21 protein-coding genes are annotated in these 26,771 nt (G+C 68.0%); 5 read left to right on the forward strand and 16 right to left on the reverse strand.

Annotated elements, in window-relative coordinates; all coding sequences use genetic code 11:
• Nucleotides 1-10: 10 nt before the first annotated feature.
• From KTR9_RS14990 to KTR9_RS15000, 3 genes are all read right to left on the reverse strand, one after another.
• Entirely contained in the window at nucleotides 11-844 is an 834-nt protein-coding gene (locus KTR9_RS14990; RefSeq protein ID WP_044506799.1) for a hypothetical protein, read from the reverse strand.
• Nucleotides 845-1,430: 586 nt separating this feature from the next.
• Nucleotides 1,431-2,666: a zinc metallochaperone AztD gene (gene aztD, locus KTR9_RS14995; RefSeq protein WP_044506801.1), complete on the reverse strand. Its 1,236-nt coding sequence runs from the start codon at nucleotides 2,664-2,666 to the stop codon at nucleotides 1,431-1,433.
• A 101-nt stretch (nucleotides 2,667-2,767) separates the two neighbouring features.
• Nucleotides 2,768-3,514 (reverse strand): TetR/AcrR family transcriptional regulator, encoded by a 747-nt coding sequence (locus KTR9_RS15000; protein ID WP_014927067.1) that lies wholly within the window; start codon nucleotides 3,512-3,514, stop codon nucleotides 2,768-2,770.
• A 222-nt stretch (nucleotides 3,515-3,736) separates the two neighbouring features.
• Here KTR9_RS15000 and KTR9_RS15005 point away from each other — a divergent pair, with 222 nt between their 5' ends.
• The gene (locus KTR9_RS15005) at nucleotides 3,737-5,353 is read left to right on the forward strand and encodes a DEAD/DEAH box helicase (protein ID WP_014927068.1); all 1,617 of its coding nucleotides are present in this window, start codon (nucleotides 3,737-3,739) and stop codon (nucleotides 5,351-5,353) included.
• Nucleotides 5,350-5,955 carry an SWIM zinc finger family protein gene (locus tag KTR9_RS15010; protein ID WP_014927069.1) on the forward strand — a complete coding sequence of 202 codons (606 nt, stop codon included), beginning with the start codon at nucleotides 5,350-5,352 and terminating at the stop codon, nucleotides 5,953-5,955. Before KTR9_RS15005 ends, KTR9_RS15010 begins: the two co-directional genes overlap by 4 nt.
• Nucleotides 5,956-6,028: 73 nt before the next feature.
• Here the strand turns inward: KTR9_RS15010 and rpsA are convergent, their stop codons facing one another.
• Nucleotides 6,029-7,507 (reverse strand): 30S ribosomal protein S1, encoded by a 1,479-nt coding sequence (gene rpsA, locus KTR9_RS15015; protein ID WP_010842437.1) that lies wholly within the window; start codon nucleotides 7,505-7,507, stop codon nucleotides 6,029-6,031.
• 226 nt (nucleotides 7,508-7,733) lie between these two features.
• Between rpsA and KTR9_RS15020 the strand changes: the two genes are divergently transcribed.
• Nucleotides 7,734-8,309 carry a 2'-5' RNA ligase family protein gene (locus KTR9_RS15020; protein ID WP_014927070.1) on the forward strand — a complete coding sequence of 192 codons (576 nt, stop codon included), beginning with the start codon at nucleotides 7,734-7,736 and terminating at the stop codon, nucleotides 8,307-8,309.
• 284 nt (nucleotides 8,310-8,593) lie between these two features.
• On the opposite strand, the gene KTR9_RS15025 is transcribed toward KTR9_RS15020, so the two are convergent.
• The 9 genes from KTR9_RS15025 to KTR9_RS15065 are packed head-to-tail and all read right to left on the reverse strand — an operon-like array spanning nucleotide 8,594 to nucleotide 19,414.
• The gene (locus tag KTR9_RS15025; protein ID WP_010842435.1) at nucleotides 8,594-9,382 is read right to left on the reverse strand and encodes a glycoside hydrolase family 16 protein; all 789 of its coding nucleotides are present in this window, start codon (nucleotides 9,380-9,382) and stop codon (nucleotides 8,594-8,596) included.
• Nucleotides 9,379-10,587, reverse strand: coding sequence for a glycosyltransferase (locus KTR9_RS15030; protein WP_238553873.1), 1,209 nt, complete (start codon nucleotides 10,585-10,587; stop codon nucleotides 9,379-9,381). Before KTR9_RS15030 ends, KTR9_RS15025 begins: the two co-directional genes overlap by 4 nt.
• Nucleotides 10,560-11,321 (reverse strand): alpha/beta hydrolase, encoded by a 762-nt coding sequence (locus tag KTR9_RS15035; RefSeq protein ID WP_010842433.1) that lies wholly within the window; start codon nucleotides 11,319-11,321, stop codon nucleotides 10,560-10,562. Before KTR9_RS15035 ends, KTR9_RS15030 begins: the two co-directional genes overlap by 28 nt.
• Nucleotides 11,321-12,502 (reverse strand): glycosyltransferase family 4 protein, encoded by a 1,182-nt coding sequence (locus KTR9_RS15040; protein ID WP_014927073.1) that lies wholly within the window; start codon nucleotides 12,500-12,502, stop codon nucleotides 11,321-11,323. Before KTR9_RS15040 ends, KTR9_RS15035 begins: the two co-directional genes overlap by 1 nt.
• Nucleotides 12,499-13,779 carry a hypothetical protein gene (locus KTR9_RS15045; RefSeq protein WP_014927074.1) on the reverse strand — a complete coding sequence of 427 codons (1,281 nt, stop codon included), beginning with the start codon at nucleotides 13,777-13,779 and terminating at the stop codon, nucleotides 12,499-12,501. The genes KTR9_RS15040 and KTR9_RS15045 overlap by 4 nt, the downstream gene beginning before the upstream one ends.
• Nucleotides 13,776-15,524 carry a hypothetical protein gene (locus KTR9_RS15050; RefSeq protein ID WP_014927075.1) on the reverse strand — a complete coding sequence of 583 codons (1,749 nt, stop codon included), beginning with the start codon at nucleotides 15,522-15,524 and terminating at the stop codon, nucleotides 13,776-13,778. Before KTR9_RS15050 ends, KTR9_RS15045 begins: the two co-directional genes overlap by 4 nt.
• Nucleotides 15,521-17,206 carry a glycosyltransferase family 2 protein gene (locus KTR9_RS15055; protein ID WP_014927076.1) on the reverse strand — a complete coding sequence of 562 codons (1,686 nt, stop codon included), beginning with the start codon at nucleotides 17,204-17,206 and terminating at the stop codon, nucleotides 15,521-15,523. Before KTR9_RS15055 ends, KTR9_RS15050 begins: the two co-directional genes overlap by 4 nt.
• Complete coding sequence (locus KTR9_RS15060; protein WP_014927077.1) at nucleotides 17,203-18,543, reverse strand: lipopolysaccharide biosynthesis protein; 1,341 nt, start codon at nucleotides 18,541-18,543, stop codon at nucleotides 17,203-17,205. Before KTR9_RS15060 ends, KTR9_RS15055 begins: the two co-directional genes overlap by 4 nt.
• On the reverse strand, nucleotides 18,533-19,414 hold the full coding sequence (locus KTR9_RS15065; RefSeq protein WP_044506809.1) for a glycosyltransferase family 2 protein: 882 nt from the start codon (nucleotides 19,412-19,414) through the stop codon (nucleotides 18,533-18,535). The genes KTR9_RS15060 and KTR9_RS15065 overlap by 11 nt, the downstream gene beginning before the upstream one ends.
• Nucleotides 19,415-19,902: 488 nt before the next feature.
• Here KTR9_RS15065 and KTR9_RS15070 point away from each other — a divergent pair, with 488 nt between their 5' ends.
• Nucleotides 19,903-21,000, forward strand: a complete 1,098-nt coding sequence (locus KTR9_RS15070) for a class I SAM-dependent methyltransferase (RefSeq protein ID WP_014927079.1) — start codon at nucleotides 19,903-19,905, stop codon at nucleotides 20,998-21,000.
• On the opposite strand, the gene KTR9_RS15075 is transcribed toward KTR9_RS15070, so the two are convergent.
• Nucleotides 20,966-23,965 (reverse strand): ATP-binding protein, encoded by a 3,000-nt coding sequence (locus tag KTR9_RS15075; RefSeq protein WP_238553874.1) that lies wholly within the window; start codon nucleotides 23,963-23,965, stop codon nucleotides 20,966-20,968. The two genes, KTR9_RS15070 and KTR9_RS15075, sit on opposite strands and share 35 nt — an antisense overlap.
• A gap of 44 nt (nucleotides 23,966-24,009) precedes the next feature.
• Between KTR9_RS15075 and KTR9_RS15080 the strand changes: the two genes are divergently transcribed.
• Entirely contained in the window at nucleotides 24,010-24,873 is an 864-nt protein-coding gene (locus KTR9_RS15080) for a class I SAM-dependent methyltransferase (protein WP_014927081.1), read from the forward strand.
• Between the two features lie 135 nt (nucleotides 24,874-25,008).
• Here KTR9_RS15080 and KTR9_RS15085 read toward each other — a convergent pair whose 3' ends face one another.
• On the reverse strand, nucleotides 25,009-25,815 hold the full coding sequence (locus KTR9_RS15085; protein WP_014927082.1) for an amino acid ABC transporter ATP-binding protein: 807 nt from the start codon (nucleotides 25,813-25,815) through the stop codon (nucleotides 25,009-25,011).
• The gene (locus KTR9_RS15090; RefSeq protein WP_014927083.1) at nucleotides 25,812-26,771 is read right to left on the reverse strand and encodes an amino acid ABC transporter permease; all 960 of its coding nucleotides are present in this window, start codon (nucleotides 26,769-26,771) and stop codon (nucleotides 25,812-25,814) included. The genes KTR9_RS15085 and KTR9_RS15090 overlap by 4 nt, the downstream gene beginning before the upstream one ends.

The following is a 26,771-nucleotide window of genomic DNA, read 5'->3' on the forward strand; positions in this document are numbered from 1 at the left end:
GGACCGGTGATCAGTACCGGCGCCGCTCCTCCAGGACCTCGAAGGTCCGGCGGTCGGCGGCGGTGTGATCACCCCGGAACCGACCGATGGGTGTCGCCATGATCGCGTCGGCGCCGAACTCGGTGACGCCGAGAAGCCGAATCACGGCCGCCCGGGCAGAGGCCTCGCCGTCGGCAGCGGTGACAGCAGCCAGAACCTCGTGAGGTCTTGCCTGCGCGGCGACGACGGCCCGCATGTACTCGAGGCGCTCGGTGTCGTCGTCTGCCGTGTTCCGACGCCGATCGCGAGGCGACGGGGCCGGGCGAATCGGCCCGTCCCACACGAAGAGTGCGTCGGGAAGCGTCTCCGGTTCGGCGAGGTTGTCGACCTGCAGCAGGACGTCGCCGCGGTCGTTCGCCACCCGCACCAGCAAGCCGGTCGAGTCGTCGAAAACCAGGACGACCGCGCCCGCGCCCGCCCCGACGAGTCGGACCGACCACCCGGGCCGGCCGCCGATGTCCTCAGGGCTCGTCGCGTCGGCGGCCAGCCCGGCACTCATCCTGTGCAACAAAGAGTCCGGGCCCAACAGATCGAGTGGGCTGAACCGAGCACCCAGAAGCGCCATACGGATGTCGCCGTCGAGCTGCTGCATGTGATCATCGACGCGAACGACCGAGGATCGGCCATTCGCGAGGTATATCGGCCTGCCGGCCCTCTCGACGCGCCATCTCCCGCCCGGCGCGTGCTGGAAGTCGAAGACAATCTCCCCGCCCGGCGACTCGCGGACCGTCAATGTACCGGCCACATACACCGATTCGGCGGCCGCATTGCGACCGGCGAGCTCCACCCACGACGGCTTTCTCATACGTACAGCCTAGGACGAATCGGACCGACTGGTTCCACGCCCGCTCGACGGAACCGACTGCCCGAGTGCCCACCGGTGATCAGTGCTGGCGCCGCTTATCCATGACCTCGAAGGTCCGGCGGTCGGCGGCCGTGCCCTCGACTGGGCATCGTTTTCGTCGACTGGGCATCGTTTCCGTCGACTGGGCGTCGCACTGGTTCGAACGCGAAGTCGCCTGCAGCGTGTTCCACGGCATCTCGACCGACCTCGGCACCTCTGCCAGGCGATGAGAAGTTCGCCTCCGCCCACACCTCAGAAGCAGATGGGCGCGAGCGCACAGTCGACAGGATCGGACGCACAGTCAACGGGTTTCGACGCACAGTCAACGAGATCCGACGCACAGTCAACGAGATCCGACGCACAGTCAACGGGATCCGACGCACGGTCGATGCACGACCGCGCCGTCACGAGTGCAGCGTGGAACGACTCGGATCGACCGCTCACGGCCGGCCATCCACGGACACCGCGGACGCAGGAGACCTCGTACCACCCGCGCGATCCCGCATCGGGAACACGCGGGCGGGACGAGGTCTCCGCGGACTGCCGGTCAGCCCGTGACGGCGGCGAGCTCGATGGTCTCGTGCGGCAGTCCCGCCTCACCGACCTTCTCGTTCTTGTTCAGATCGATGGCGACGATCTTCTTCGCCGCCGGATCGCTGACGTAGGCGATGCCCTCCTGGACGACGACGTTCGGCATCGGGGACTGCCACTCGTCCGGTTCGGTCCACGCACCGATCGCCGGGATGGTGGCGGTCTTCGTGGCCGTGTTGACGTCGAAAACGTGCAGGGCGCCGTCGGTTCCCAGGATCACCGCGGAACCTCCGGGACCACGCTCGATGGACCGGAAACTGTACGAGGTGCCGAGATCGACGAGACGGAGCTGACCGGTGCGGGTGTCGGTGAGCGAGAAGCGCGTCGGGCGTTCGAGTTCGGCGTCGGGGTCGGACTTGTAGTCGCCGAGGATGATCGGGGACTCGTCGCTGCCTGCCTGGTTGCCGATCCGGCCGTAGGGGTCGGGGCTGTCCACCTTGCGGATGTCGTTCCCTCGCACGATGAGAAGGCCGTCCTCACAACCGAAGGCGAGGACACCGTCGGCGCCGGCGGCCTCACCGTGCACTCCCGGGCACTGGTCGTTGCGCACGATCTCCTTGCGCTCACCGTCGAGGATCGCGACCCCGCTGCGCGAGTCCTCGTTGCCGACGGTGACGACGACGGTGCCGTCCTCCCGGAACACCGCGACCCCGTGGTGGGGCTCGGGGAGTGTGAACGAGGTCGATGCCGGGTTGCCACGGAGGAGTTCGGCGGGTTCGACGATCTCGACCTCGCCGGTCCCGTCGGTGAAGAGTGTGATCCGGGAGTCATGGGGCACAACGTGTCCGGGCTCCTCGCCGCCGAAGGTCATGTCGGTGAGGGCCGGAGTGGTCGTGTAGTGGTGACCGTGGTCGCCGTGCTGGCGCGTCCAGGTCCCCATGTCGAGAACCCGGAATCCGTCCGACTCGGAGACGAACACGTTTCGGCCGTTGTCGGCGCTGTTGAGTCGGATGAAGCCGTCGACCGGAAGGTCGGCCACCTGCTCGAGCGACTCCGCGTCGAGAACCAGGATGCCGCCGTCGTAGCTGAGCGCGAGACGCGGTGTGGCGCTCTGCTGTTCGACGGCCTTGGCCGAACTGGGGGCAGCGGGCGTCGAGTCACCGGAATCCTCGCTGCCACAGGCGACGAGCGCGAACGATGCGGCGGTGAGGATCGCCAGAGATCGGGTCAGATTTGTCCGTTGTGCAAACACCCGAACAGTGAACAGCTCAATGAAAATGATTGTCAACAATGCATGGATGCAGGTGAGCCCTCGCGTCCGCAGCTATCCTTCCGGACACTCACGCCGGGGGGTCAGGACAGCAACGGTCGCAATCCGTCGAGTACGCGCATGAGCCCGAACTCGAAGGCGTCGTCGGGGGCACCGGGCGCCTGATGGAGCTCACCGACCGCACTCCCGACCCGGTCCGCAAGGGGGAACGCGCCGTCAGGAACGACCGCCGCGAGTTCGGGGCCGACGATCTCCCACCATCGCGCATCGCTCATCCCGGTCTCCACGGCTGCCGACCGCTCCCCGACCGCTTCGCGGGCGTTGCCGGTCACGAAGGCGCCGATCAGTGCGATGATGTTGTCGCGCTGCACATCCGAGATGTCGGCAGACTCGAGCAGCTCGAGCTGTCGCTCATAGCGGGCGAGCCGGTGGGGCCCCAGCACCTGGCGCCAGGGCGTGGCCTCCAGCAGCCACGGGTGAGCGAGACACTCGGCGCGCAGTGCACGCGCGACACCCGCCAGCGACTCCACCACGGTCGGCGAGCTCGAAGGCATTGGCACGTCCGCCGCCACCTGGTCGACCATCAGCGCCACCAAGACGTCACGTGTCGGTACGTAGGTGTAGAGGCTCATCGGCCCGACGCCCATCTCGGCGGCCAGCGCGCGCATCGACACCGCGTCGAGTCCCCCCGCATCGGCGAGGCGGATCGCCGTCGTCACGATGTCGTCGATCGAGACCCGCTGTCGCGGACCGCGCCGCGGACCCTCGACTCCGGCCTCGGCCCGCCACAACAGCCGAACCAGCACGCGTGCGTCATCAGCGGTCGACACGGCGAAGCCTTTCCCGTACGGTGTACCGAGTAGAAACTCCGTACACCGTACCAAGAGGAGCCCCTGCTGACCATCCAGGCCACATATCTGCCGGATCTCCATCAATTCGCCCTGTGGTCGTCACACGATCCCGATGCCGCACACCGTCCGGACTCGTGCCGCCTGGCGGTTCCCGAGGGCCGCGGCCTCGTCGTCCGCGACGTCCGTTGCGAACTCGTCGACGTGCCGACGCTCCTCTCTGCCGGCGAACCGGGCGATTCCAGCGCGTCCGGTCCGGTCGCCGAGTCGGTACACGCCTGGCAGCGCACGCTCGCCGGTGATTTCGCGACGTCACTGCCTCTCGCCGCGCACGCCGAGGTCGACCCCACCGGCACCGCGATGACCACGGCCGAGTTCGCGCGCTCGGCGATGCGCGACTGCCTAGCCGCAGAGGACGCACTACGCATCTCGCTTCGAGCGAGCCTGCGGCCGTATCAGATCCGCGGCGTCGCATGGCTCGCCCGTACCGCGGAGGTCACCGGTGGCGCCGTGCTGGCCGATGAGATGGGACTCGGCAAGACCGTCCAGGCCATCGGGCTGCTGACGCTTCGGGCACACGAGGGACCCCAACTGGTCGTCTGCCCGACGAGCCTCGTGACCAACTGGGCACATGAGATGACCCGCTTCGCGCCGACACTCGACGTGCACACCGGACCTCTCGATCACACCCCGGAGGCGCCCGGTTCGGTCGCCGTGATCTCCTACGCGAGACTGCGGTTGAGCATCGAGGCGATACGCCGGTATCCCTGGGCGACAGTCGTGTTCGACGAGGCGCAGGCCTTGAAGAACCCGCGGACCCAGGTCTCCCGCGCGGCCCGCTCCATCGATGCCCGCGCTCGCATCGCGTTGACGGGCACGCCCATCGAGAACAGTCTCGACGACCTCTGGGCGATCCTCCGCGTCATCGCGCCCGGAGTGTTCCCCCACCGGGCGGTGTTCCGACGCCGATTCACCAGGGCCGTGGACGACGGTGACACCGGAGCACTGCACCGACTCCGGGTCGCGGTGTCGCCGGTGGTGTTGGCGCGCACCAAATCCCGCGTGGCGTCGGCACTGCCACCGAAGATCTCCAATCCCGTTCTCGTCGATCTGACCGACGAGCAGGCGCAGCTCTACGATGCCCATCTCGCCCGCGTGGAAGACGATGGCTTCGGCGATGGATTCGAGAGGCACGGAAGGATTCTCGCCACCCTCACCCGGCTCAAACAGATCTGCAACCATCCCGGTCTCGTCACCGGCGACACCCGAGTGCTCACGGGCCGCTCGGGCAAACTCGATGTGTGCACAGAGATTCTCGGCGACAACCTGCGTACCGACTCCCCCACGCTCGTCTTCACCCAGTACCGCGACACGGGCGAACTCCTGGTCCGTCACCTCGCCGAGCAGTTCGGTGTCGACGTCCCGTTCTTCCACGGCGGTCTTCCACCGGGCCGGCGCGATGAACTCGTCGCCGACTTCCAGGCCGGCCGGGGCCCCGGGGTGATGGTGATGAGTCTCAAGGCCGGCGGCGTCGGACTCACCCTTACTCGCGCGTGCGACGTCATCCATTTCGATCGCTGGTGGAATCCCGCGGTCGAGGCCCAGGCCTCCGATCGGGTACACCGCATCGGTCAGCAGCGTCCGGTCACGATCACGACCCTCACGTCGGCCACCTCTCTCGAGGAGCACATCGACGACCTGCACCGCCGCAAGTCCGCACTCAGCGCGCACGCCGACGACTCCTCGGCCCTCGCCGAACTGACCGGCCTGAGCGACGAGCGGCTGATCGACGTCCTGCGCCGCAATCGGGAGGTGCGATGACCGCCGGCCCACCCGCCGAGTTCGGCTTCAGCCGCTGGGGTGCCGAGATCGTCCGGCTCGCCGAGCCGATCTCGACGCGCTCTCCCAACCCGCTCGCGCCACGCGCCCGCAGTGTCGCCCGCAACGGCGGTGTCACGCTGACGGTCGACGGACGATCGGTCAGCGGTCTGGTCCAACGGGGTGGCGAGGCGTCGGTGGCACATCTCGAATTCGGCCCGATGACCTCGGCCACCGCGTCAGCCCTGCGCGAGCTGCTCGGCGCGTCCACCGAACCGACCGACGACATGTACCACCGGCTGGTCGAGGCCGCGGCGTGGTCGCCCGCCGGTCTCGATGTCGCCGACTGTTCGTGTCGCGCGCGCGGCGATCGGTGCCTACACATCCTCGCGACGCTGTACTCGCTCGCCGCCGCGGTCGACCGGGAGCCCGCCCTTGCCCTCCGGCTCCGCGACTTCGAGGGATCACTCGACGGCTCGTCCGTCGACGCCGCACCGGATCCCGACGCACCATCGAGTCGGATACCCCCGCGCTGGTCGGCGCTGACCGCCTTCGATGTCAGGGACTACTGGCAGTCCGGGCCTCGCGCCGACCTCCCTCGCTGACCGGAGGTGAGAACGAGAGAAGCCCTCCCGGTTTCCCGGGAGGGCTTCTCTACTACTCGGTGAGCGGGGTGTGTCAGGCGTTGCCCGACAGCTTCTCGCGGAGCGCAGCGAGCTGCTCGTCGCTGGCCAGCGATCCGCCCGCCGACGACCCACCGGTCGAGCTGCTGCTCGACGAGGAGCCTCCGCGGCTCTCCGTCGCCGACGAGTAGTCGGTCGGGGCGTTGGCGGCCTCGGCGGCGGCAGCGGCGAACTTCTCCATCTGGGCCGTGTGCATCTTGTGGCGACGCTCGGCCTCGGCGTACCGGGCCTCCCATGCCTCACGCTGCTTCTCGAAGCCTTCGAGCCATTCGTTGGTCTCGGCGTCGAAGCCCTCGGGGAAGATGTAGTTGCCCTGCTCGTCGTAGCTGTCGGCCATGCCGTACTTCGAGGGGTCGAACTCCTCGGTGTAGTCCTCGTTGGCCTGCTTGAGGCTCAGCGAGATCCGGCGACGCTCCAGGTCGATGTCGATGACCTTGACCATCGCGTCGTCACCGACGGCGACAACCTGATCCGGCACCTCGACGTGGCGCTCGGCCAGCTCGGAGATGTGGACCAGACCCTCGATGCCCTCGTCGACGCGGACGAACGCACCGAACGGCACCAGCTTGGTGACCTTGCCCGGCACGATCTGACCGATCGCATGGGTGCGGGCGAACTGACGCCACGGATCTTCCTGGGTTGCCTTGAGCGACAGCGACACACGCTCGCGGTCCAGATCGACGTCGAGGACCTCGACGGTGACCTCGTCGCCGACTGCGACGACCTCGGACGGGTGATCGATGTGCTTCCAGGACAGCTCGGAGACGTGAACCAGACCGTCGACACCGCCGAGATCGACGAACGCACCGAAGTTGACGATCGAGGACACGACGCCCTTGCGGACCTGGCCCTTCTGCAGCTGGTGCAGGAACTCGCTGCGGACCTCGGACTGGGTCTGCTCGAGCCATGCACGACGCGACAGGACCACGTTGTTGCGGTTCTTGTCGAGCTCGATGATCTTGGCCTCGATCTCCTTGCCGATGTACGGCTGCAGATCGCGGACGCGACGCATCTCCACCAGCGATGCCGGGAGGAAGCCGCGCAGCCCGATGTCCAGGATCAGGCCGCCCTTGACGACCTCGATGACGGTGCCCTTGACGGCCTCGTCCTTCTCCTTGAGCTCCTCGATGGTGCCCCACGCACGCTCATACTGCGCGCGCTTCTTGGAGAGGATCAGACGACCTTCTTTGTCCTCTTTGGTGAGAACCAGGGCCTCGACCTCGTCACCGACGTTGACGACCTCATTGGGGTCGACGTCGTGCTTGATCGACAGTTCGCGAGAAGGGATGACGCCTTCGGTCTTGTAACCGATGTCGAGCAGAACCTCGTCCCGGTCGACCTTGACGATGGTGCCTTCCACGATGTCGCCATCGTTGAAGTACTTGATCGTGGAGTCGATGGCGGCGAGAAAGTCCTCGGCAGTGCCGATGTCATTGACGGCTACTTGCGGCGAGGTGATCGTGGGGGACGACATATGTTGAGTTGCTCCGGACAGGTGTGTAGTAGGTACGATTTCGTCAAAGCTTTGTTGATCGACACCACCTGGACCAGCCTGTCACCGGTCAGGTCAGGTGCGAACCGCGCGTCATAGCGCACACGCGCGTGTAGAAGCCTACTCCAGCGGCAATGTGCTGGGCAAATGACTCGTCGCATGAGTGCGCACCGACGAGCGCCCCGCGGGCGGATGAGATGATCGCCTGGTGGCCCACTCGCTCGAACTCCTCCTCGACGACTCGTCCGACCAGCAGGTTCGTGCCGAATGGGCCGCACTCGCCACGGCGGGATTGCCCCATCAGGGGCGCGTCGCCTCGGCGACCAACCGGCCCCACGTGACGCTCGTGGCCGCGTCGCGGATCGATCCCCAGGCCGATGCGGCGCTCGCCGGGGTGGCCATGCGCCTGCCGGTCGGCATGCGGCTCGGCGCTCCGATCGTCTTCGGCGCCGGCACCCGATCGACGCTCGCACGACTCGTGGTGCCGTCGAGCGAACTCCTCTCGGTCCATGCGCAGGTCTGCCGGCTGTCCGCCGACTTCGTCGAGTCCGGACAGTCGGGCGCCACGGCGACGCCCGGGAGTCGCGGGTCCGCGTTCGCGCATACCGCCCCCGGGCAGTGGACTCCGCACGTCACCCTCGCACGACGGATGGACGCCGAGCAGCTCGTCCGGGCACTGGCCGTCCTCGACCCGCGCGCCGAGATCGTCGGCGAGTTCACCGCGCTCCGCCGCTGGGACCCCGACGAGGGAGCCGACGTGGTGCTCGCGGGGCGGGCCTGCTGAGCGGACGCCACGACAGCGCCGCCGATCACGCCCGAGAGACCCGAACGGCGTCAGGCGGATGCGCGGCCGGAGCCCGGGCCGCCGGGCAACACGCCTAGAAGGCGCCGAAGCCGGGACCTCCGCCGGAATCGCGGACAGGAGCCGGCGCCGCACAATGCGCACTCGGTGCCTGCCCGATAGTGCTCGTGCGCCGCTCGGTCGTGACCGCATCGGCAAGTCTCGTCGCCCACGGCGCACAGATTACCCACTCGGGACCGAAATCCACCGGCTATGACGTGAGGTCGCTACACGGAATACTCGGTCACCCAGTCGACGAGCATCTCGCCACCCGGCACCGTCGGCCCGCCGAAGTTGTCGAGTTGCAGACAGAGGTGCATCGAGCGGGGCGGAAAACGGGAGACGTCGGTGCTCTGCGCCCACAGCTCTCCGTCGAGGTACACCGCGATGCGGCGCGGGGTCCATTCCACCGCCCACGCGTGCCATCTCGTGGCGTCGACCTCCACCCGGTGATGTTCGATGTCGTCCTGCGCTCCGTAGTGCAGGTTGTATTCGACCGAACGGCGGAGCGGATCGATGATCTCCATGAAATCGATCTCGCCTCCGACCGGCCAGTCGTTGGTGTCGGGCCACAGCAGCGCCACCGCGTGCCACGTCGGCGCGGCCACCGAGGACCGCGAGCAGATCTCCCAGCGCCCGAATCTGCTGCCCCCGCCGCGAACGGCCATCCCGCCCGAGCTGCCGTCCGGGCGGGCGGTGATGACCAGGTTGCCGTCCGAGACGGCCACCGCGTCGGGCGTCCGACGGCCGTTGTCGGCGTGACCCGGACCGTCGTAGATCCACCAGTTGTCCAGCGAGGCCTCGGTGTCGAAGGAATCCAGTTTCGACGGACTCCCCCATCCCCCACGCTGCGCCGCGGTGGCGGTGCACCGTTCCGGATCCGCCGATGACGACCCGACGCCGAGCTGATGACCACCGACCAGGGCGAGGACGGCGATGACCGCGAGCGGCAACGCGATCCAGAGGTATCGACGGGACAGCCCTCCGGAGCGACTCCGTTGACGGTGGCGGTTCACCGGCGAGCCCGTGCGTCGATTCGGCCCACGAGATCTCCGTACGCCTGCACCGAATGCTGCCAGGACGCGGGATCATCGAAGGTCGTGTCGCGCATCGTCGCGACGGTGACGAGGGCATCGCGCAGGGCACCGATGTCCCCCGACGGGAAGAACACGCAGCCGTCGTAACCCCGCGCCGCCTCCGTCAGGGACGGTACGGCGGTGATCGCCACGGGCAGGCCGAGGGACATGCCGACGTGCAACGGGCCGCTGGCCGACGATCTCCGGTACGGCAGGACCAGGGCGTCCGCGCCGGCGAGCCAGCTCGCCGCCTCGGCGTCGGTCACGTAGCGGTTGACGAAGGTGATCCGATGGGCGAGCGGACTCGTGCCGATGCGCTGGGCGGGCAGCTCCCACCCTTCCCAGGTCTCCCCGATCACCGTCAGCCAGAACCGTTCCGGGTTCTCGAGGGTCTCGAACGCAGAGATGAGATCCTCGAGCCCCTTGTAGGGCCGGATGGTGCCGAAGTAGGTCAGGTTGGTGCAGTCCGCCGGCGCCACCCGCGCCGGTCGGGAACTCGACGAATACTGCCGGAAGGGCCCGTGCCGTACGACCTCGACGGGTTTCGAGCCGATCGGATAGGTCGTGGCAAGGGGTACCAGATCCGCCTCGGAGTGGATGACGAAGCCGTCGACGAGTCGCAGCAGGAGCGTCATCATGATGCGGGTGTACCGACGCACGAGAGGTATGTCCGCCTCGCCGGTGTCCTGTATCTCATGCATCTCCATGATGATTCGCGATCCGCGGCACCGTGCCACCGCGGCGAGCAACAGATAGCTGTGCGCGACGGTCCCGGTCCACCACTGGAAGGTGACCACGTGCGGGCGACGCCGCCACAACAGCAAGAGGGCCCGGAACATGGACGGGAACCAGAACCAGTCGACCCCGTCGTAGACGTGCATCTCCCGTGGATACTCGAGGTCGGCGATGGGTTCGCCGACCCGTTCCGCGCCCGGGTACATCCGGGTCGGCAGCAGACGTCGCATCAGGACGACCGAAGTGTCGTACCGCGTACCGAGCGCTTCGCTGAGAGCGTGCGTGTAGTAGCTGATCCCGCTCACGAAGTGCGGCCCGGAACCCACGACCATCACCCGCTCGATGCTGGTGTCCGGTACCGAGGGTGCGGGGGCCTCCTCGATCACCAACGGGTGAGTCCGTTGAACCACGTCACCACATCCTCTCCTTGCAGGCACGACGGATCCAGGTGCGGTCCCGTGCATTCGACGATCGAGATGTCCGCCACGCCACCGAACCGCGCGCGGAACGCATCGGCATTCGCCGACGTCGGGACCAGGGTGTCCGACGGGCTCACGTAGAAGCGGATGTTGCTGCCGCTCAATGATTCCACCGGCAGTTGCATCGGATCGACCGCAGCCGGATCGGGGTTCGCGTCCGCGATACTCGTCCGATAGTCGGCAGGCGCCTGGTCGAAATTCAGCGCGGGCCCGATCGCGGCGAGCCCTCGGGGCCGCAGGTCCGGATCTTTCGCCAGCAGGTTCATCGCGGCGATCGCTCCCATCGACTCCGCGAGGAAGAACACGTCGGAGACGCGATACCGGTCGGCCGCCCAGGTCGCCAACTCGGCGTAGTTCAGCTGGGACGCATTGTTTCCGAATGCATTTCCGCCCGCACGACTGGCCACGACCGCGTAGCCCGCGTCCGTGAGATCGCGCACGAGAGACCGGTGCGGGTCATCCTTCTCGAGGATCGACTCGTCTTCGTCGAGCCCGTGGAAGTAGACGACGACGCCTCGTGTGGTCACATCCGCGTCGACGACCCCCACAGTGTTCTCCCCGTCCACGACCACGCGGTCACGGGTGAGGCCGCCGTCGTCGACCGTCGAGCACCCCGTCGACGCGAGCACTGCCGCCAGCATCATGACGAGGCCGACACGGCGCATCACTGCACACCCGCCACTGACTCGTACAGCGATCCGATCCGACTCGCACGCACCGGAGCGGTGTACTCGTCGCGCACACGCTCGGAACCGGAACGCGCCAGCTGTTTCCGCAGGAGGTCGTCCTCGGCGAGCCGGACGAGTGCCGCGGCGAGATCGTCGACGTCCCCCGGTTCGACCAGCAACCCGGTCTCCCCGTCCTCGATGAACTCCGCCGGCCCGCCCGACCGGCAGGCGATCACCGGTAGCTCGCACAACTGGGCCTCCAGCAAGATCATGCCGAACGGTTCTGCGTAGGACGGACAGGCGAGCACGTCGATCGCGCCCAGCACGCCGGCGATGTCGTCGGTGTGCGGGACGACCCGCACCGCCTCACCGAGCAGTTCCGCACCCAGTGCGGTCAGCTCCGACAGGTACCGTCCATCGTCGGTCCCCGGCGAACCCACCAGGGCCAACTGCAACGGGTGTCCCTTCTCCCGGGACCGCGCAACCGCTCTGACCAGGATGTGCAGACCCTTCTCGGGGTCGACGCGGCCGACGGCGGCCACGATCAGTTCGTCCGGGCGTGCCGCGAGCCGTGCCCGCCACGGGGTGTCGGCCGCGCCGTTCCCTTCTCGGCGGGTGTCGAACCGGCGGGGGTCGACGCACTGCGGGATCACGACCACTCCGGCTCGGGCCCACGTCGGCACCTGGTCCCGTGATGCGGCGCTGATGGCGATGGTCGCACCGGACATGCGGATCAGCGCGCCCAGAATCCAGCGCGGGAGACCCGGCGCGACGATCTCGTGGAGTTCGAGCACCGGCCTCGCCCCGGTGAGCAAACCCGCGATCACGCAATCCACGTGCGTCATCAGCAGATTCGAGTGGATCACGTCGGCCTCGGTCTCCCGGACCGAGCGAACCAGCCGGCCGGTCGCCCGGACCGTTCGCCACACGCTGGTCGACAGCGCACGCAGACCATGCCACCGGCGGCCGTCACCGGACCGCAATCCCTGCCGGGCGGGAACATCCAGCGCGTGGAACCCGAGACCCGTCTCGCGCCAGCGCTTCTCGAAAGTCCCGCCTGCGGGAGCGGCGAGGGTCATGTGGATCGCGGACTGCTCGAAGTGCGCCGCGATGTTGAGGAGGCTCTGCTCGGCGCCGGTCACGTCGGGCGACGGAGAGACCGCCAGGACCCTGATCACCGCACCCTCCCTCCCGCGACGATCGCGCCGAAGTCATGTGTCAGCGCGGCGAGCGCAGCGCCGACGCGGTCGGCGTCGACGACGTTGTCGTGGAACGAGACCGACAGCAGACTCGCCTCGCGGGTGTGCAGGCCGACAACCGTCACCCCGTGGGGCCCATCGGGTTCGGAACTGCTCGCGTACACCGGACGGCCACCGGGCGCGAACGGGATGTCGGTGCGCATTCCGACATCGGAGAAGGAGACGACCGCGGGCATGCCCCGGTCGGCAGACTCGGGGATCGCGGTGCGGTGCCGTCGTCCGCCGGTACGCACGGAGGACAGGACCGCCCCGGCCAGGGGCCGGCCCGTCCGCAGACCCGAGCGGATCGACTGCGACACATCCGAGATCGAGGTGCGGTCGTCGATCCGGATCGGCAGCGAGCCGAGGAAGTTGCCGTTGATCCAGTCCCCGTCGAGGTAGGTTCGCAGGTCGACGACGACGTTCGAGATCGGCGCGATGACGATGCCGGCCTCACGCAGCGCCCGGGTGACCGCGAAGGCCATGACCGCGAAGTTGCTGACCTTGCCCGACGCCTCCCGCGCGGCGGACAACGCCTCATCGCGGACCGCACCGTCGATACTGGTGTACAACGTCTTCCGTGAGGGTCGCCAGGGCACCGTCAGACCGGACGCCGGCGTCTCCGGACGATCCGGCCGGTCGGTGAAGGCCGCGCGCAGCCGTTTCGGGTCTCGCCCGAAGGTCGCCCAGGCGGCGGCGAGAACCGGTGCCCGTCCCGACGGGTGCGAGGCCACCGGCTTGTACCCGCCGCCGGACGCCGCGCCGGCCACGGCCTCGATGAGGGCGCCGTTGCTCCGCCCGTCGCCGAGCGCATGCCAGACCACCATCCCGAGATATCCCGGGTACACGACGAACTGGAGCGGCAGGTGCGGGTCGGCGTCCGCGACCATCGCATCCACGACCTCACCGATACCCGTGGTGTCGTCCCACGCCGCGCCCTCGGTCACCATGGCCTCGGTCGGCGCTCCGGGTATCCAGCGCAGCTCGTCGCGGTCGAGTCCCCATCCGATGCGGGCATGGGGATTCTCCTCGGCCACCCTGGCCACCGCCGCCCGGACACCCTCGAGGGGTGGCAGGTCGATGGGGCCGAGCAGCAGGCTCAACACCGTTCCGACCCATGGCCGGTCGCGCCTCTGCAACGCGAGGGGGTCCGTCCGACCGGTGCTGCCGGCCCCGGTGTCACTCGTCACCGCATCGTTCGTCACGGTTCTACTCATCTCAAAGCCTCCTGGTACAGGTAGACCCACGCGCCGGGTCGGTCGTCGACGACCTCCCACCGCGGGTCGGTGGACACGTGGGCGCGCAGGTTCGCTACCGCGTCGGCCGGGAACATTCCGAAATAGGCGCCGTAGGCCCGCATCGGTTCGGACAGCACGAGATACGTCGGGCGGTCCCGTCCGGTCACGACCGACATGAACTGCTGGTAGTCGGTGTCGGACGCGAAACTCCTTCCGCGCATTCCGGGTACGAACATCAGCGAGTGGTCGTAGGTGTCGGTGAACTCGGCGAAGCGCACGTAGTCGCCGGTGCTGCGCTCCGGCCACGTCGGCACCAGCGGCGTGACGTAGGCGGGAAAGACGTTGCCCTCCAGCAGATCCTCGCTTGCCGCAACCTGCGGGGCACCGATCAGATTCGTGTACCAGTTGGCCGAGGACGCCTGCGCGGCCATCACGGTGACCAACAAGAACACCGCGAACGCCGGCACGGATATGGCCGGCCGAGAACGTAATCCACCCACCAGCGCCGGAGCCAGGACGAATGCGCAACCGACCAGCGAGTAGAGGAACACCCGGAACACCGCTTCGCCCCCGTAGCTCTGGCCACCGAGGATCAGGATGGGACTCAGTGCCAGCACTCCCAACGCCCAGACCGGCTGGCGACGTCGCCATCTGATCAGCAGGACGGTCGCGGTGGCGCCCCACATCGACACCGTGAGAAGTCGCATCACCCAGCTCGCGACGACCTGTCCGGCCATTCCGGTGAGTCCCGCACCATTCGTCCGCGCATTGCCCGTGACATCGCTGGAGAACAGCGTGTACTGCGATACGACGTCGAAGTTGTAGGCGAGAACCGCGGCGAGGGCCGCGGCCATCAGCAGGACGACCCACCAGGGCTTGAGTTGTCGCCCCAGCACGAGTAGGCAGGCAGCTCCCAGGACCCAGTACGGGGTCAGCTGATGGGAGATGGCGAGAGCAGCGAAGAGGATCACCAGGGCGAGGGTCCCCGCGGGCCGGGTCCGGGACAGCCCGATGAGAACGAGGATGCCGACCGTGAGGAGGATGGCGAAGGCCTGAGGAGCGAAATAGTCCTGTTCCACCCAGTTCAACGACACCACCAGGAACGTCGCCGTCAGACTCTGGTCACGCGTCAATCGCCAGGCACGCGCCGCGGCGTAGACCAGAGCGGCCAACGCGAGACAGAACACCGGGGTGAATCCGTGCGCGATGTCGATCGGCTCGACGCCGGTGAGATCGCTGAGCCAGGCGGTCAGTGCGAAGAGCCCGGGCCAGCCGTTGTAGACGTCGACACCGTGCGCGAGCGAATGACTCTGCTGGACATGGTCGACAACACCCAGGTGTTTGTAGGTCCATGCATACATCGGCTCCTCGGTGGAGATCGCCCGCGGAAGCCGCTGACACACGACCATCGCGACGATCGCCGTCACCGCCGCGGGCGAATTGCGCTGTCGTATCGCAACACCGAAACCCAGTGCGGCGAGCACGATCGAGATCGCATACGTCGGCGACGCCCCGGCGAGCAGTCCGAACTGGTTGAAGGCCGACGTCGGGATCGTCCGGACGCCGTGGACGAAACACGCCAGGCAGAGCGCCAGCACGACCCAGGGTGTCGCCACCCGGCGCCACGGCGGGCGGACCCGTGCCGCCGACCCCGCCGCTGTCGAACCCGTGGCTGCCGATTCGCGTGCGGTGGTGATGGGCTCGATGGTCGGGGTGGCCGTCATCGCCGCACCGCCCGGGACGCGAGGTACCTGCCACGCAGCAGTCCTCCCACGCTCGTGAGCGCACCGAGGCCCGCCAACAGCGCCGATGGATCCCAGAACCCGGCCATCAGCAGACCTGTCACCGACAAGGTGCAGATGGCCGAACCGAGCGTCGGGACCAGCACCCAACGCGCCGAACCCGGCAGGTATGCCGAGAACGACACCGCGAGTGAACCGGGCCCGGCCAGGACGAACACTGCCACCGCCAGCGCCTGCAGCGCGCCCGGCAGCACCCCGGCCGCCGCCAGCATGCCGATCGCCCCGCACCAGACGGCGGTGCCTGCCAGGCGGCCCGCCAGGATCGTGTTGCCCCGGTCCCCCCACATCTGCTCGCGACGAAAGTCGAAGAGCCCGGCGACCCCGCGCGCACGGTTGCGCAACGGAGTGCCGCTACGCCCGGCGAGTCTGCCTCGCAGCAACCTCCACGGACCACGAACGACGCCGGTCAGCTCCCGCCGGCGTACCGTGGCCAGCTCGGGCTCCGCCGCGAGCGCCGCGGAATGCTCGACGTCGGTGACTGCTCCCAGATGGCGCACACCGACGACGAGTCGTTTGGCGACCATGCCCGTGGTGCGGGGATGCACCAGCATCTTGACGAGCAGGGCGCTCAACCCGACTCCGTAGTCGTGCATCTGCTTGTCGAGTTCGGCGACGGTCTCCCGATGGCTGTGCCAGACGATCGCACCGGGCTCCCTCGCGAGGAGCCGGCCCGACAGAAGGATCCGCACGAAGATGTCCATGTCCTCACCGCTCCCGGCGGGCGACCCGGCGCCGAGCGCCTCGTCGAACCCGCCGAGTGCAGTGACCGCCGCCTTGCGCACAGCGAAGTTGGCGCCCGTCCCGAACTCCGACACGCGAAGCGGGAACAGGTCGTCGTCCGCCGCGTGGTCGTCGAGCCCGTAGAGCGCCGGTTCCCACCGCCGGGCCCAACCGACCCGATGGTCGAACCAGGCCTGCGTCGGCGTCAGCACTTCCACCGACGGCACCATCCCGCAGACGCAGGCCACGCGATAGTCCCGTTCGAAGCCGATCACGAGGCGATCGAGCCACTGCGCGTCGATGACCACGTCGTCATCGGTGAAGGCGACGATGTCGTGGATAGCATGGCGGACACCGACATTGCGGGCGATCGACAATCCCTGCCCGACCGCGTCGACGACCCGCATCGGAAGGCCGGAAGCCGCTTCGACGACGGGCCGGGTGACACCGCTCGTCGGGTTGTTGTCGACCACCAGGATCTCGAACTCCGGGTAGTCGAGTTCGACGAGGCTCGCCAACAGCCGCGCGAGATGGTCCGGGCGGTCCCTGGTGCAGATCACCACCGACACCGCGGGCGAGGTCTCCCGACGCGGTTGCGACACGAGACCGGGCAGTTCACGGGCGCGTGCGCGCAGAATCGACCCGTCGACCGTACCGTCGACGATCGGGACCTGGACGAAGCCGAGAGGTTGACCGTCCCGTCTGACGAGAAACCGTGCTTCGGAGAAGCCGGAGCCGCCGACGATCTCGATCCGCCCGGGCGGGATGTCCCCGTCCTCGACCTGCCCCACCCAGACGGCTCCCGACCACACCGGACCCGCGCCCACGATCTGTCTGACCGGTGTGAGCATCGCCGGTCCAGTGGACGTCTCGGTGTCTCTCATCGCTTCTCCTTCTTCCGAGACGAGCCGCGGGACAACGCTTCGCGACCACGGGCACTCTCACCGAAGTACTTGCGCCCGAACACGATCCCCGCTCCCGCGGTGAGTACTGCCTGATGCGCGAGAACGACCCACGCCGCACCGACGGCTCCCAACGCCGCGCAGCACGCCGGCATCATCGCGAACAGCAGGATCGCGGTGGCACCGCTGAGTACCAACGGCGCCCGAAGACGCCGCTCCGACTGCCGCAGCGCCGCCCACATCAGATACGGCAACCGGATGATCGAGCCCGCGCACAGCACCACGACCACGGCAAGGGTCGTGCCCCTGTCGTAGGCCGGGTTGAGCACATGGAGCGCGGTGGGAACGACTGCTGCGGCGCCGACCGATCCGAGCACGGTCACGACACCCGCACGGGCCATGAGCCTCTTGGCCATCGCGCCGGCCGAGGCGGGCTCCGCGGACGCATGAACCGCCAGCGACACCGCCATCGACGCACCGATGAAGTCGAGGGTGGACACGATCGCGAAGACGAGGGCGAATCGCGCACCGTCTTCGGGACCGGCGAAGAGTGTCACGAGAAATGGAGTGAGGGCGAGAACGCCCAGGTTGAGCCCGGACAACGCGGTCGTACGGCTGACCACGCGATGGAACTCGACCATCGCCTGTCCCGCGGAGATGGTTCCGCTCGTGGGTAGCCCGTCACCGGTGTCGATCAGCCGCCTGATCGACGGCCGCAGCACCACCACCATTCCCGCAGAGGCGATCACCACCGCGAGGGGCACGCTCTGCCACGCGATGGTCGCACAGAGCACCGGCAGCACCACGATCTTGGCGACGCCGTGCGCGATGTTCGACGGCGGTGTCCAGTTCGCCCGCCCGATGGCGATCAGCGTGGCGCTCTGCAATCCGTATGCCGACCAAGCGATGATCCCGACGACGACGACGGCGGCAACCGCGTAGTCGCCGCGCACCTCGGACAGCGAGGTGATGACCACCAGGCCGCTGACGATTCCGGCGACGGTCGACAGCACAGTCGTCAGGCGGAGGCCACGCCGGAACACGGCTGGGCGGTCGCGACCGACGGCGGGCAGGATCGCAGTGTAGGCGTCGCCGACACCCGCGGCGATGACCGATCCGACCGCAGTGATGACCGACAGGACGGCCGTCATCACACCGAGCTCGTCCGGTGCCACGAACCGCGCCGAGAACGCCCAGAAGGCAACCCCGAGAACAGCATTGATCGCCGAACCGATGGCGACCGCAATCGCTTCGCGTTGCACTCGCTGAGCGCCGTACCGTGAGGTCGATGGATGCCCGGCGTCGAGGTCAGCTGACATTGCGGGATCTCGCCCAGCCCGAGTCGCCGCGCGGTTCCGGCGCGGCTGGCACCGGCGGCAGGTTCCGGACCGGGCCCACCGACCGGGCCGACCTGCGCTGATGGGTGAATTCCTGACGGATCGTCCGCAGCACCCGGAGTCCGTCGCGAACCGCGTTGAGGTTGCTCTCTCCGTGGATCCTGTTCGCCTCGAAGCTGTGCACCTCGGCGACCCGAAGACCGCTCACCGCGATACGGACGTTGATGAGTGTCTCGATCTCGAAACCGTCGCCCCACTGCGGATCGGGCTCAGCCGTGGACGGCAGTTGCATGACGCCCAGACACTGCCGCCAGAACGCGTTGTAGCCGTAGCACAGATCGGTGAACCGACACGAAAAGAGGGTGTTCACAATCAGATTGAGTCCCCAGTTCCCCACGCGGCGAACCTTGGTGATGTCCGCGCTGCCGCCGCCGGCCACGAACCGTGAGCCCTTCGCGTAGTCCGCACCGTCCACGAGCGTCGAGACGTACCGCGAGATCTCCTGCGGGTCAGTACTTCCGTCGGCGTCGATCATCACGATGATCTCGCCGGACGAGGCCGCGAAACCGCAGGCCAGCGCATTGCCCTTGCCCTTGCGGGATTGGGTGACGTGTATGCCGTCGGGCCACAGGGCACGACCCACCGCCGCCGTGTCGTCGACCGAATGCCCGTCGACGACGACGATCTCGTCGACGTCCGGTGGCATCCGCGCCGCGACATGCGGCAGGTTCCTCGCCTCGTTCATCGCAGGCACTATCACCGAGACCTTCGGGCGCGGGGTTCCCGGCGCCAGATGGTCCCAGATCCCGGGAACAGCAGAACTCCCCCCGGGAGCGAATTGATTCTCCCCCATGACAAAAACCTTTTCCGGTCGACCAGAAGCGAAGCGCTCACACATGGTCGGTCCGACATGCCGGCAACCGCGGCGGCCTGTCGGACCAGTGAGTTGCGCATGAAGCCCCCGAACTCGGGGCTGGGCGACGCCGGAACCTTTCCCCCCGGAATGGTTTCCCCCCGTGCATCGCTGAATCCAATCTGGCACAGAACCCCTAAGCGCGCAATCGCGACAGTGTGAACAACGCATTTCCGCCCAGTGAGTTAAATCACGGAACCGTTTAACGTTGCGCACCAATCCGTTTGAATGCGCGGTGCGAACCAGTCACCGACAAGGCATCGCGAATCGACCCCTTTCCGCCCGCCGATATGGATGGCCGCGAAATCATTTCTTCCATACCTTCAGGGAATGTTTCCCGGTCGGAGCTGATTTCCGAGAGCACCGGCGACGCGGTTTCGCGATCGCCGTGAGAGCGACGTGAGAGGTGCTGCCGCCATCATCGGGTCATGACCGAAACAACGACACCCGCCACCGACTCATCAGCACCGGGCGCCGACGAGTTCGCCGAACGACTCTTCGGTTCGGCCCTTGCCACCGCCGAGACCTTGAGCGTCTATCTCGGGGACCGGCTCGGGTGGTACCGATGCCTGTCCGAATCCGGCCCCCTCACCGCCGACGGGCTCGCCGAACGCACCCAGACCAACGCGCGCTACGCCCGCGAGTGGCTCGAGATGCAGTGCGCCTTCGGCATCCTCGACGCCGACCTGACGAACCGGCCACCCACCTTCGCGATCTCGCCGGGCGTCGCGGAGGTGCTCACCGACACCTCGAGCCTGTCGTACCTCGGAGCACTCCCGCGCATGTTCGCGGCGGCGGCACGTCATCTGCCGGAGCTGCTCGACGCCTACCGGCACGGCGGAGGCGTCAGCTGGGAGACCCTGGGCGCCGACGCGCGCGAGTCCCAGGCCGACCTCAATCGGCCGTGGTTCGACGCCCGACTCGCTCCTGCGCTCGCCGGCGTCGAACACCTCCACGAGCGGCTGTCGCGCCCCGGTGCCCGTGTCGCCGACGTCGGGTTCGGAGCGGGCCACTCGACCATCGCTCTCGCCCGGGCCTACCCGGAGGCGACCTTCATCGGACTCGACGTCGACGAGGCGTCGGTCCGGATGGCCCGTGCCAACGCCGCAACCGCGGGGGTCTCCGAGCGTGTGACCTTCCTTGTCGCCGATGGTGACGGGGCGGCGGCACACGGTCCGTTCGACGCCGCCTTCGCGTTCGAGTGCCTACACGACATGCCCCGGCCGGTCGAGGTGCTCGCCGCGGTCCGTCGCTCGCTGGCACCCGGCGCCCCGCTGATCGTCATGGACGAGGCGGTGTCCGATGAATTCACCGGCCCCGCAGACGATCTGGACAAGATCATGTACGGGTTCTCGCTGTTCGTCTGTCTACCCGATTCGATGAGTTCGCCTCCGTCGGCAGCCACCGGCACCGTGTTCCGGTCGTCGACCCTGCGGCAGTACGCCGACGATGCGGGGTTCGCCGGCGTGGAAGTCCTCCCCATCGAGGACTTCAGCTTCTTCCGCTTCTACGAGCTGACCACCTGAGCTGGTCGGCGCGCCCGGTGGCCAACGCGGTCAGTGACACGTCGACGGCATCCGAGGGTGTCACCGCCGCACCGGTGGCCACGAAATCGTCCGCCGTCGTGTCACCCAGCGCGTCACGGATGCGGTTCTCGGCCGAGCGGAGTCGCTCGACATCACTCCCGAACGGATCGGACCCGGCCACCCGGCTCGCGCGCCGAATGGCGCCGAGCAGCAGCGCGGCCGGTTCACTCCGTCCGAGCTCCACCAAGACATCGACCACCGAACGCAGGGTCACCCACTGATTGGTCCAGTTCCCGGTCTGTCGCCAGTGCTCGAGTACGTCGACGTAGAGCAGAGCGGCGCGCTCGGTATCGCCGGACCGCGCCACGATCGACGCCCGAGACGCCATCGCCACCCCGAGCAGGTACCGATCGCCGTGACGGCGCGCCGATCCGATGGCGCCGTCGAGAAGTTGCCGCGCCCGGACGGGATCCGTGTCGAGCAAGCACTCGCCCGAGACGTATCGGCACCATGCGGCGACCACGTCCTCCCCCGCGGTCGAGCAGGCGATCTCGAGGGCACGGGCCGCCGGGTAGGAGTCCTCGCCCTGGTAGGAGCGGATGAGCAGGGCGCTGATGTCGGACATGTGCGCCGCGCCCGGCATGGCGGCCACCAGCGCGAGTTCGCGAAACGTACGCGCGTCTCGTAGCGCGGCGTCGAGATCCCCCTGGAAGAGTCCGACGTCGACCAACATCATGTGGAGATAGACGCGGACGGCCGGGCCGGGGTCGGCGGCGAGGCCCTGGTTGGTGCAATGCCGAGCGGCCGGCAGATCCCCGTCGAATCGCGCGCCGCCCGCCGACACGGCCCACACGCCGGCACCGAGCAACCGGGGTTCGTGACGGTCGACGAGGACCCGTGCCCACCCGGTGACTTCCGGGCTCATGGTCAGCTCGAGATAGGGAATCAACCCTTGCAGCATCGTGTCGGCGAGGTCGAGGTCATGAACGCCCGCGTGGTCGATCGCCTGCCGCACGTCGTCGAGCCGGTCGTGCACCAGTCGCGCGGCCTCGAGGTGCCCGCGTCCGTAGACGTCGCATCCCAACGGCCCGAGCCAGTCCGCCACCCACGCGGTGTGCGCACATCGCGCGGCGTCGAGCGCGTCGCGGCCGGTCAGCGACTCCGTACCGTACGCGCGCAACGTCTCCAGCATGAGGTAGCCACCCGCGTCGGTGGACACCATGGACGCCTCGACCAGTTCGGCCACGGCGTCGGCCACGTCCTCGCGGGCCAGCACACCGATGGCCTCCGCCAGGAACTCCGCGTCGTCGAGGCCGAACCGCGAGGGGAAGACGCTGAGCACGTCGAACAGACCGCGTGCCGGTTCACTCAGCAGCGTGTAGGACCAATCGACGAGCGCATGGAGACTGCGGTGCCGAGGCTCGACTCCGTGTGGAGTCCGCAGGATCCGAAAACGCCAGTGCAACCGGGCGACCAATTCGGTCGGCGGGATCGCGCGCGCCTTGGTCGCAGCTAGCTCGACACCGAGCGGCAGCCCGTCGAGTCGCCGGCAGATCTCGGCGACCGCCGGCGCGCTGTTCGGGTTCAACTCGAACCGCGGGTCCCGGGCACGGGCGCGCATGCAGAACAGCCGCACCGCATCAGATGACTCGATGTCATCGGCGGTCGCGTCCACGTCGGGCACCGGCAGCGGATCGAGAACGATGATCTGTTCGGTCGCGAGTCCGAGCGGTGCCCGAGAGGTCGTGATCACCGTGACGTTTGGGCATCGATCCTGCAGCGCGACAACGACTTCGGCCACGGCGTCCAGTACGTGCTCACAATTGTCGAGCACGAGCAGACCCTGCTGCCCGCTCAGGGCGTCGGTGAGTGCGTCCAGGGTCGGGAGGTCGCGCCGCATCGTCGACCCCGTCGCGGACGCCACGACATGCGCGACCCCGTCGGGACTCCCGATCGCCGCCAGCTCGGCGAACCAGACGGGACGATCGCTCACCGACCGTGCGTGCCGACGGACGAGAGCCGTCTTGCCGACGCCTCCGGGTCCGACCACAGTGACCACCCCGCCAGCGCGGATGGTTGCCGCCAAGTCGGCCAATTGTGCCTCGCGTCCGATCAGGGACGCCGATCCGGACTGCGGTGCACCGTCACGCGCATCCGAGGCGGTGACCGTCCGGTCGTGGGCCGGTTTGTCCGGGTCCGGCGCCTCCGGGTCCGTCGCGACACCGCGCGTCCACGATGACGACTCCCCGTCGAGAATGCGGGCATGCAGCTCGCGGACCGACACGGCGGGATCGGTGCCGATGTCCTCCGCGAGACGTCGACGGAGCCGCTGGTACACGTCGAGCGCGTCGGCCGCGCGGTCCATCCGCCACAACGAATCCATGACTCTCAGGTGGAGTCCCTCGCGATAGGGGTGCTCGTCGATGAACGGCAGCAACCGCACATAGGCATCCTCCGGGCGGCCGAGGGCGATCAGGGCGTCGGCCGCCGTCTCGACTCCCAGCACGCGCCGCTCGATCAGTGCCCCGACCTCCGCCCGCGCCCACGAGGTATCGGCGAACTCCCCGAAAGGCCTTCCATGCCACAGAGTCTCGGCCCTGTCGAGCAGATCGATCGCGAGTCGGGGCTCGGTGTCGACGACAGCGCAGGCGCGCGTCACGATGTCGTCGAACAACAGGGTGTCGACGTCGGCCCGATCCACCTGGAGGGTGTAGCCGGGTGAGGTCGTGACGACCCTCAGCCGGTCGTCGACCTGACGCTGTCGCAGGGTTGCCCGCAGCCGGAAGACGAGGTTGTGCAGTGCGGACTCGGGGGTGGCGGGAGCTGCATCCGTCCAGAGGATCTCGGTCAGCCAGTCCACGTCGGCGACCGCGTTGGCACGCAACGCCAGTGCGGCAAGCAGGCACCGGAGACGAGGGGTCCCGAACTGGGGTCGAGGCACGCCCGCGCCGTCCGATGTGTCCACCGGACCCAGCAGAGCGAGACAGACCATGGCCTTATCATCGCAGGATGTCCCCCAACCAGGCGGAATCCGAACAAACGACGTCGACCGGCCCCGGATCGAGCCGACCCCCGAGGATTCTCGGCGACGTCGACTCCGCGACCAGCGACCGTGCCAGCCGGTCGTGGTGGGATCACGACGCCGAGAACTACCACGACGAGCATGGTGATTTTCTCGGCGCGCATGCCGCGGGCGGCGACTTCGTCTGGTGCCCGGAAGGCCTCCGCGAATCCGATGTCCGGCTGCTGGGCGACATCGACGGGCGCGACATCCTCGAGATCGGTTGCGGTTCGGCGCCCTGTGCCCGGTGGCTGGCCGCGCACGGCGCACGTGCGGTGGGAGTGGACCTCTCGCGGCGGATGCTGGGCATCGGGCTCGACGCGATGGCTGCCGAAGGTGTGCGGGTACCGCTCGTGCAGGCCACCGCCGAGACCCTGCCCTTCGCGGCCGAGTCGTTCGACGCCGCCTGCTCGGCGTTCGGCGCGGTGCCGTTCGTCGCCGACTCCGCCGGCGTGATGAGCGAGGTCGCCCGAGTCCTGAAGCCGGGCGGGCGTTGGGTTTTCGCCGTCAACCACCCGATGCGGTGGATGTTCCTCGACGACCCGGGCCCGGAGGGTCTGACCGTGCGGATCCCCTACTTCAACCGCACGCCGTACACCGAGACCGATGCCGACGGCACCTTGACCTATGTCGAGCACCACCGCACGATCGGTGACCGTGTCCGTGAACTCCGTGCCGCCGGCTTCGTCCTCGACGACATCATCGAACCCGAGTGGCCGGACGGTTTCGACCGAACATGGGGCCAGTGGAGTCCGTTGCGTGGCAGCTACTTTCCGGGAACCGCGATCTTCTGCAGTCACAAGGCCCGATAGGGGTCCGCGCGCGCGGACGCCCAAGATCTGCGGAAAACCGCCCCGTGGACACGAGTCGCCGACACAGCGGCGACTGTCCGTTTTCCACGGGCGCTTTTCAGACCGCGCCCCACGGAGCAGCGGAGAGTATCGCCCTCACAGGAGCTTCGACAAGAACTCCCGTGTGCGCTGTTCCTTCGGGTCGGCGAGGAGTTCGCGCGGGTCGCCCTTCTCGACGACGACGCCGGCGTCCATGAACACCAGCTGGTCGGCAACCTCCCGGGCAAATCCCATCTCGTGGGTCACCACCACCATCGTCATGCCCGACGCGGCGAGTTCACGCATCACTTTGAGGACATCGCCGACGAGTTCGGGGTCGAGCGCCGACGTGGGCTCGTCGAACAACATGAGCTTGGGGTCCATCGCGAGCGCGCGGGCGATGGCGACCCGCTGCTGCTGGCCGCCAGACAACTGGGCCGGGTACGCGTCGGCTCGGTCGGACAGCCCGACCCGATCCAACAGATAACGCGCCTTCTCCTCGGCCTCGGCGCGGGACTGCCGCTTCACCTGCATCGGCGCCTCGATCACGTTCTCCAGCGCCGTGCGGTGCGCGAACAGGTTGAAGTGTTGGAACACCATGCCGATGTCGCGGCGCTGGGTCGCCGCGTCCTTGGCACTCATCTCGTAGAGCTTGCCGCTGCGTTCGCGGTAACCGATCAGATCACCGTCGACATAGAGCCGCCCGGCGTTGACGACCTCCAGGTGGTTCACACATCGCAGGAACGTGGATTTCCCCGACCCCGACGGTCCGATGAGACACAGCACCTCACCGCGTGCGACCTCCAGCGAGATCCCCTTGAGAACCTGGACCGAACCGAAGCTCTTGCAGACACGGTCGGCCACCACCATCGGCGGCGGAGATCCGCCGACCATCGGTCCGGCTGTGTGCTCTCTCGGGCTCATGCCTTCTCTCCCCCTGCCGGACCGGCGGCGCCGCCGGGGGCCGTGGCCGCGCCGTCGGCCATCGTCTTGAGCTGGCGCGCGGTGAGTGCGCGCGTCGCCCCCTTGGAGTAGTAGCGCTCCACGTAGTACTGGCCCACCATCAGGACGCTGGTGATGACGAGGTACCACGTCGATGCCACCAGCAACAGAGGGATCGGCTCGAAGATCACGCCGGAGATGTCGCGCTGACGGCCATAGAGGTCGAGGGTCAGCGGCACCGCCGCCACCAGGCTGGTGGTCTTGAGCATGCTGATCAGTTCGTTGCCGGTGGGCGGGATGATGACCCGCATGGCTTGCGGCAGGACCGTGCGTCGCATCGTCTGCGACCACGACATACCCAGCGCGACCGAAGCCTCCGTCTGTCCCTCACCGACCGAAGACACACCGGCCCGGACGATCTCGGCCATATATGCGGCCTCGTTGAGGCCCAGACCGATCACCGCGAACAGGAACGCCGCATTGAGGGTCTGGATGTCGAAGGAGACGAACTGGTGCACGAACGGGATGCCGAGGTCGATCTGTTTGTAGATCGCCGGGAACAGGCCCCAGAACACGAGCTGCACGTACACGGGCGTGCCGCGGAAGATCCACAGGTACACCCACGACGTCCCGCGCAGCACCGGGTTCGGGCTCAGCCGCATGATCGCGAGGAGCACACCGAGCACGATGGCGATCGCCATCGACAGCAGGGTCAGGGCCAGGGTGTAGCCGACACCCGACAAGATGCGCGAGTCGAAGAGATAGTCGCCGTACGTGCCCCAGCTGTAGGCCTCGTTGGTGGCCGCACCGTAGATGAACAGCGCAGCCAGCACGATGATGATCACGGCGGCGATCCACTGCCCGGGACGACGGAGCGGGACCGCCTTGATCGGTTCCGGTTCGGCCGATGCGGTGGGGCCGGCCTGTGGTGACGTCAC

It is taken from the genome of Gordonia sp. KTR9 (assembly GCF_000143885.2).
Lineage (GTDB): Bacteria > Actinomycetota > Actinomycetes > Mycobacteriales > Mycobacteriaceae > Gordonia.

Excerpts from the sequence above, each read along its gene's own strand:
- KTR9_RS14990 (WP_044506799.1), bottom strand. The coding sequence starts at position 844 with ATGAGAAAGCCGTCGTGGGTGGAGCTCGCCGGTCGCAATGCGGCCGCC.
- KTR9_RS15010 (WP_014927069.1), top strand. The coding sequence starts at position 5,350 with ATGACCGCCGGCCCACCCGCCGAGTTCGGCTTCAGCCGCTGGGGTGCC.
- rpsA (WP_010842437.1), bottom strand. The coding sequence starts at position 7,507 with ATGTCGTCCCCCACGATCACCTCGCCGCAAGTAGCCGTCAATGACATC.
- KTR9_RS15035 (WP_010842433.1), bottom strand. The coding sequence starts at position 11,321 with ATGCGCCGTGTCGGCCTCGTCATGATGCTGGCGGCAGTGCTCGCGTCG.
- KTR9_RS15045 (WP_014927074.1), bottom strand. The coding sequence starts at position 13,779 with ATGAGTAGAACCGTGACGAACGATGCGGTGACGAGTGACACCGGGGCC.
- KTR9_RS15050 (WP_014927075.1), bottom strand. The coding sequence starts at position 15,524 with ATGACGGCCACCCCGACCATCGAGCCCATCACCACCGCACGCGAATCG.
- KTR9_RS15055 (WP_014927076.1), bottom strand. The coding sequence starts at position 17,206 with ATGAGAGACACCGAGACGTCCACTGGACCGGCGATGCTCACACCGGTC.
- KTR9_RS15060 (WP_014927077.1), bottom strand. The coding sequence starts at position 18,543 with ATGTCAGCTGACCTCGACGCCGGGCATCCATCGACCTCACGGTACGGC.
- KTR9_RS15065 (WP_044506809.1), bottom strand. The coding sequence starts at position 19,414 with ATGGGGGAGAATCAATTCGCTCCCGGGGGGAGTTCTGCTGTTCCCGGG.
- KTR9_RS15070 (WP_014927079.1), top strand. The coding sequence starts at position 19,903 with ATGACCGAAACAACGACACCCGCCACCGACTCATCAGCACCGGGCGCC.
- KTR9_RS15080 (WP_014927081.1), top strand. The coding sequence starts at position 24,010 with ATGTCCCCCAACCAGGCGGAATCCGAACAAACGACGTCGACCGGCCCC.
- KTR9_RS15085 (WP_014927082.1), bottom strand. The coding sequence starts at position 25,815 with ATGAGCCCGAGAGAGCACACAGCCGGACCGATGGTCGGCGGATCTCCG.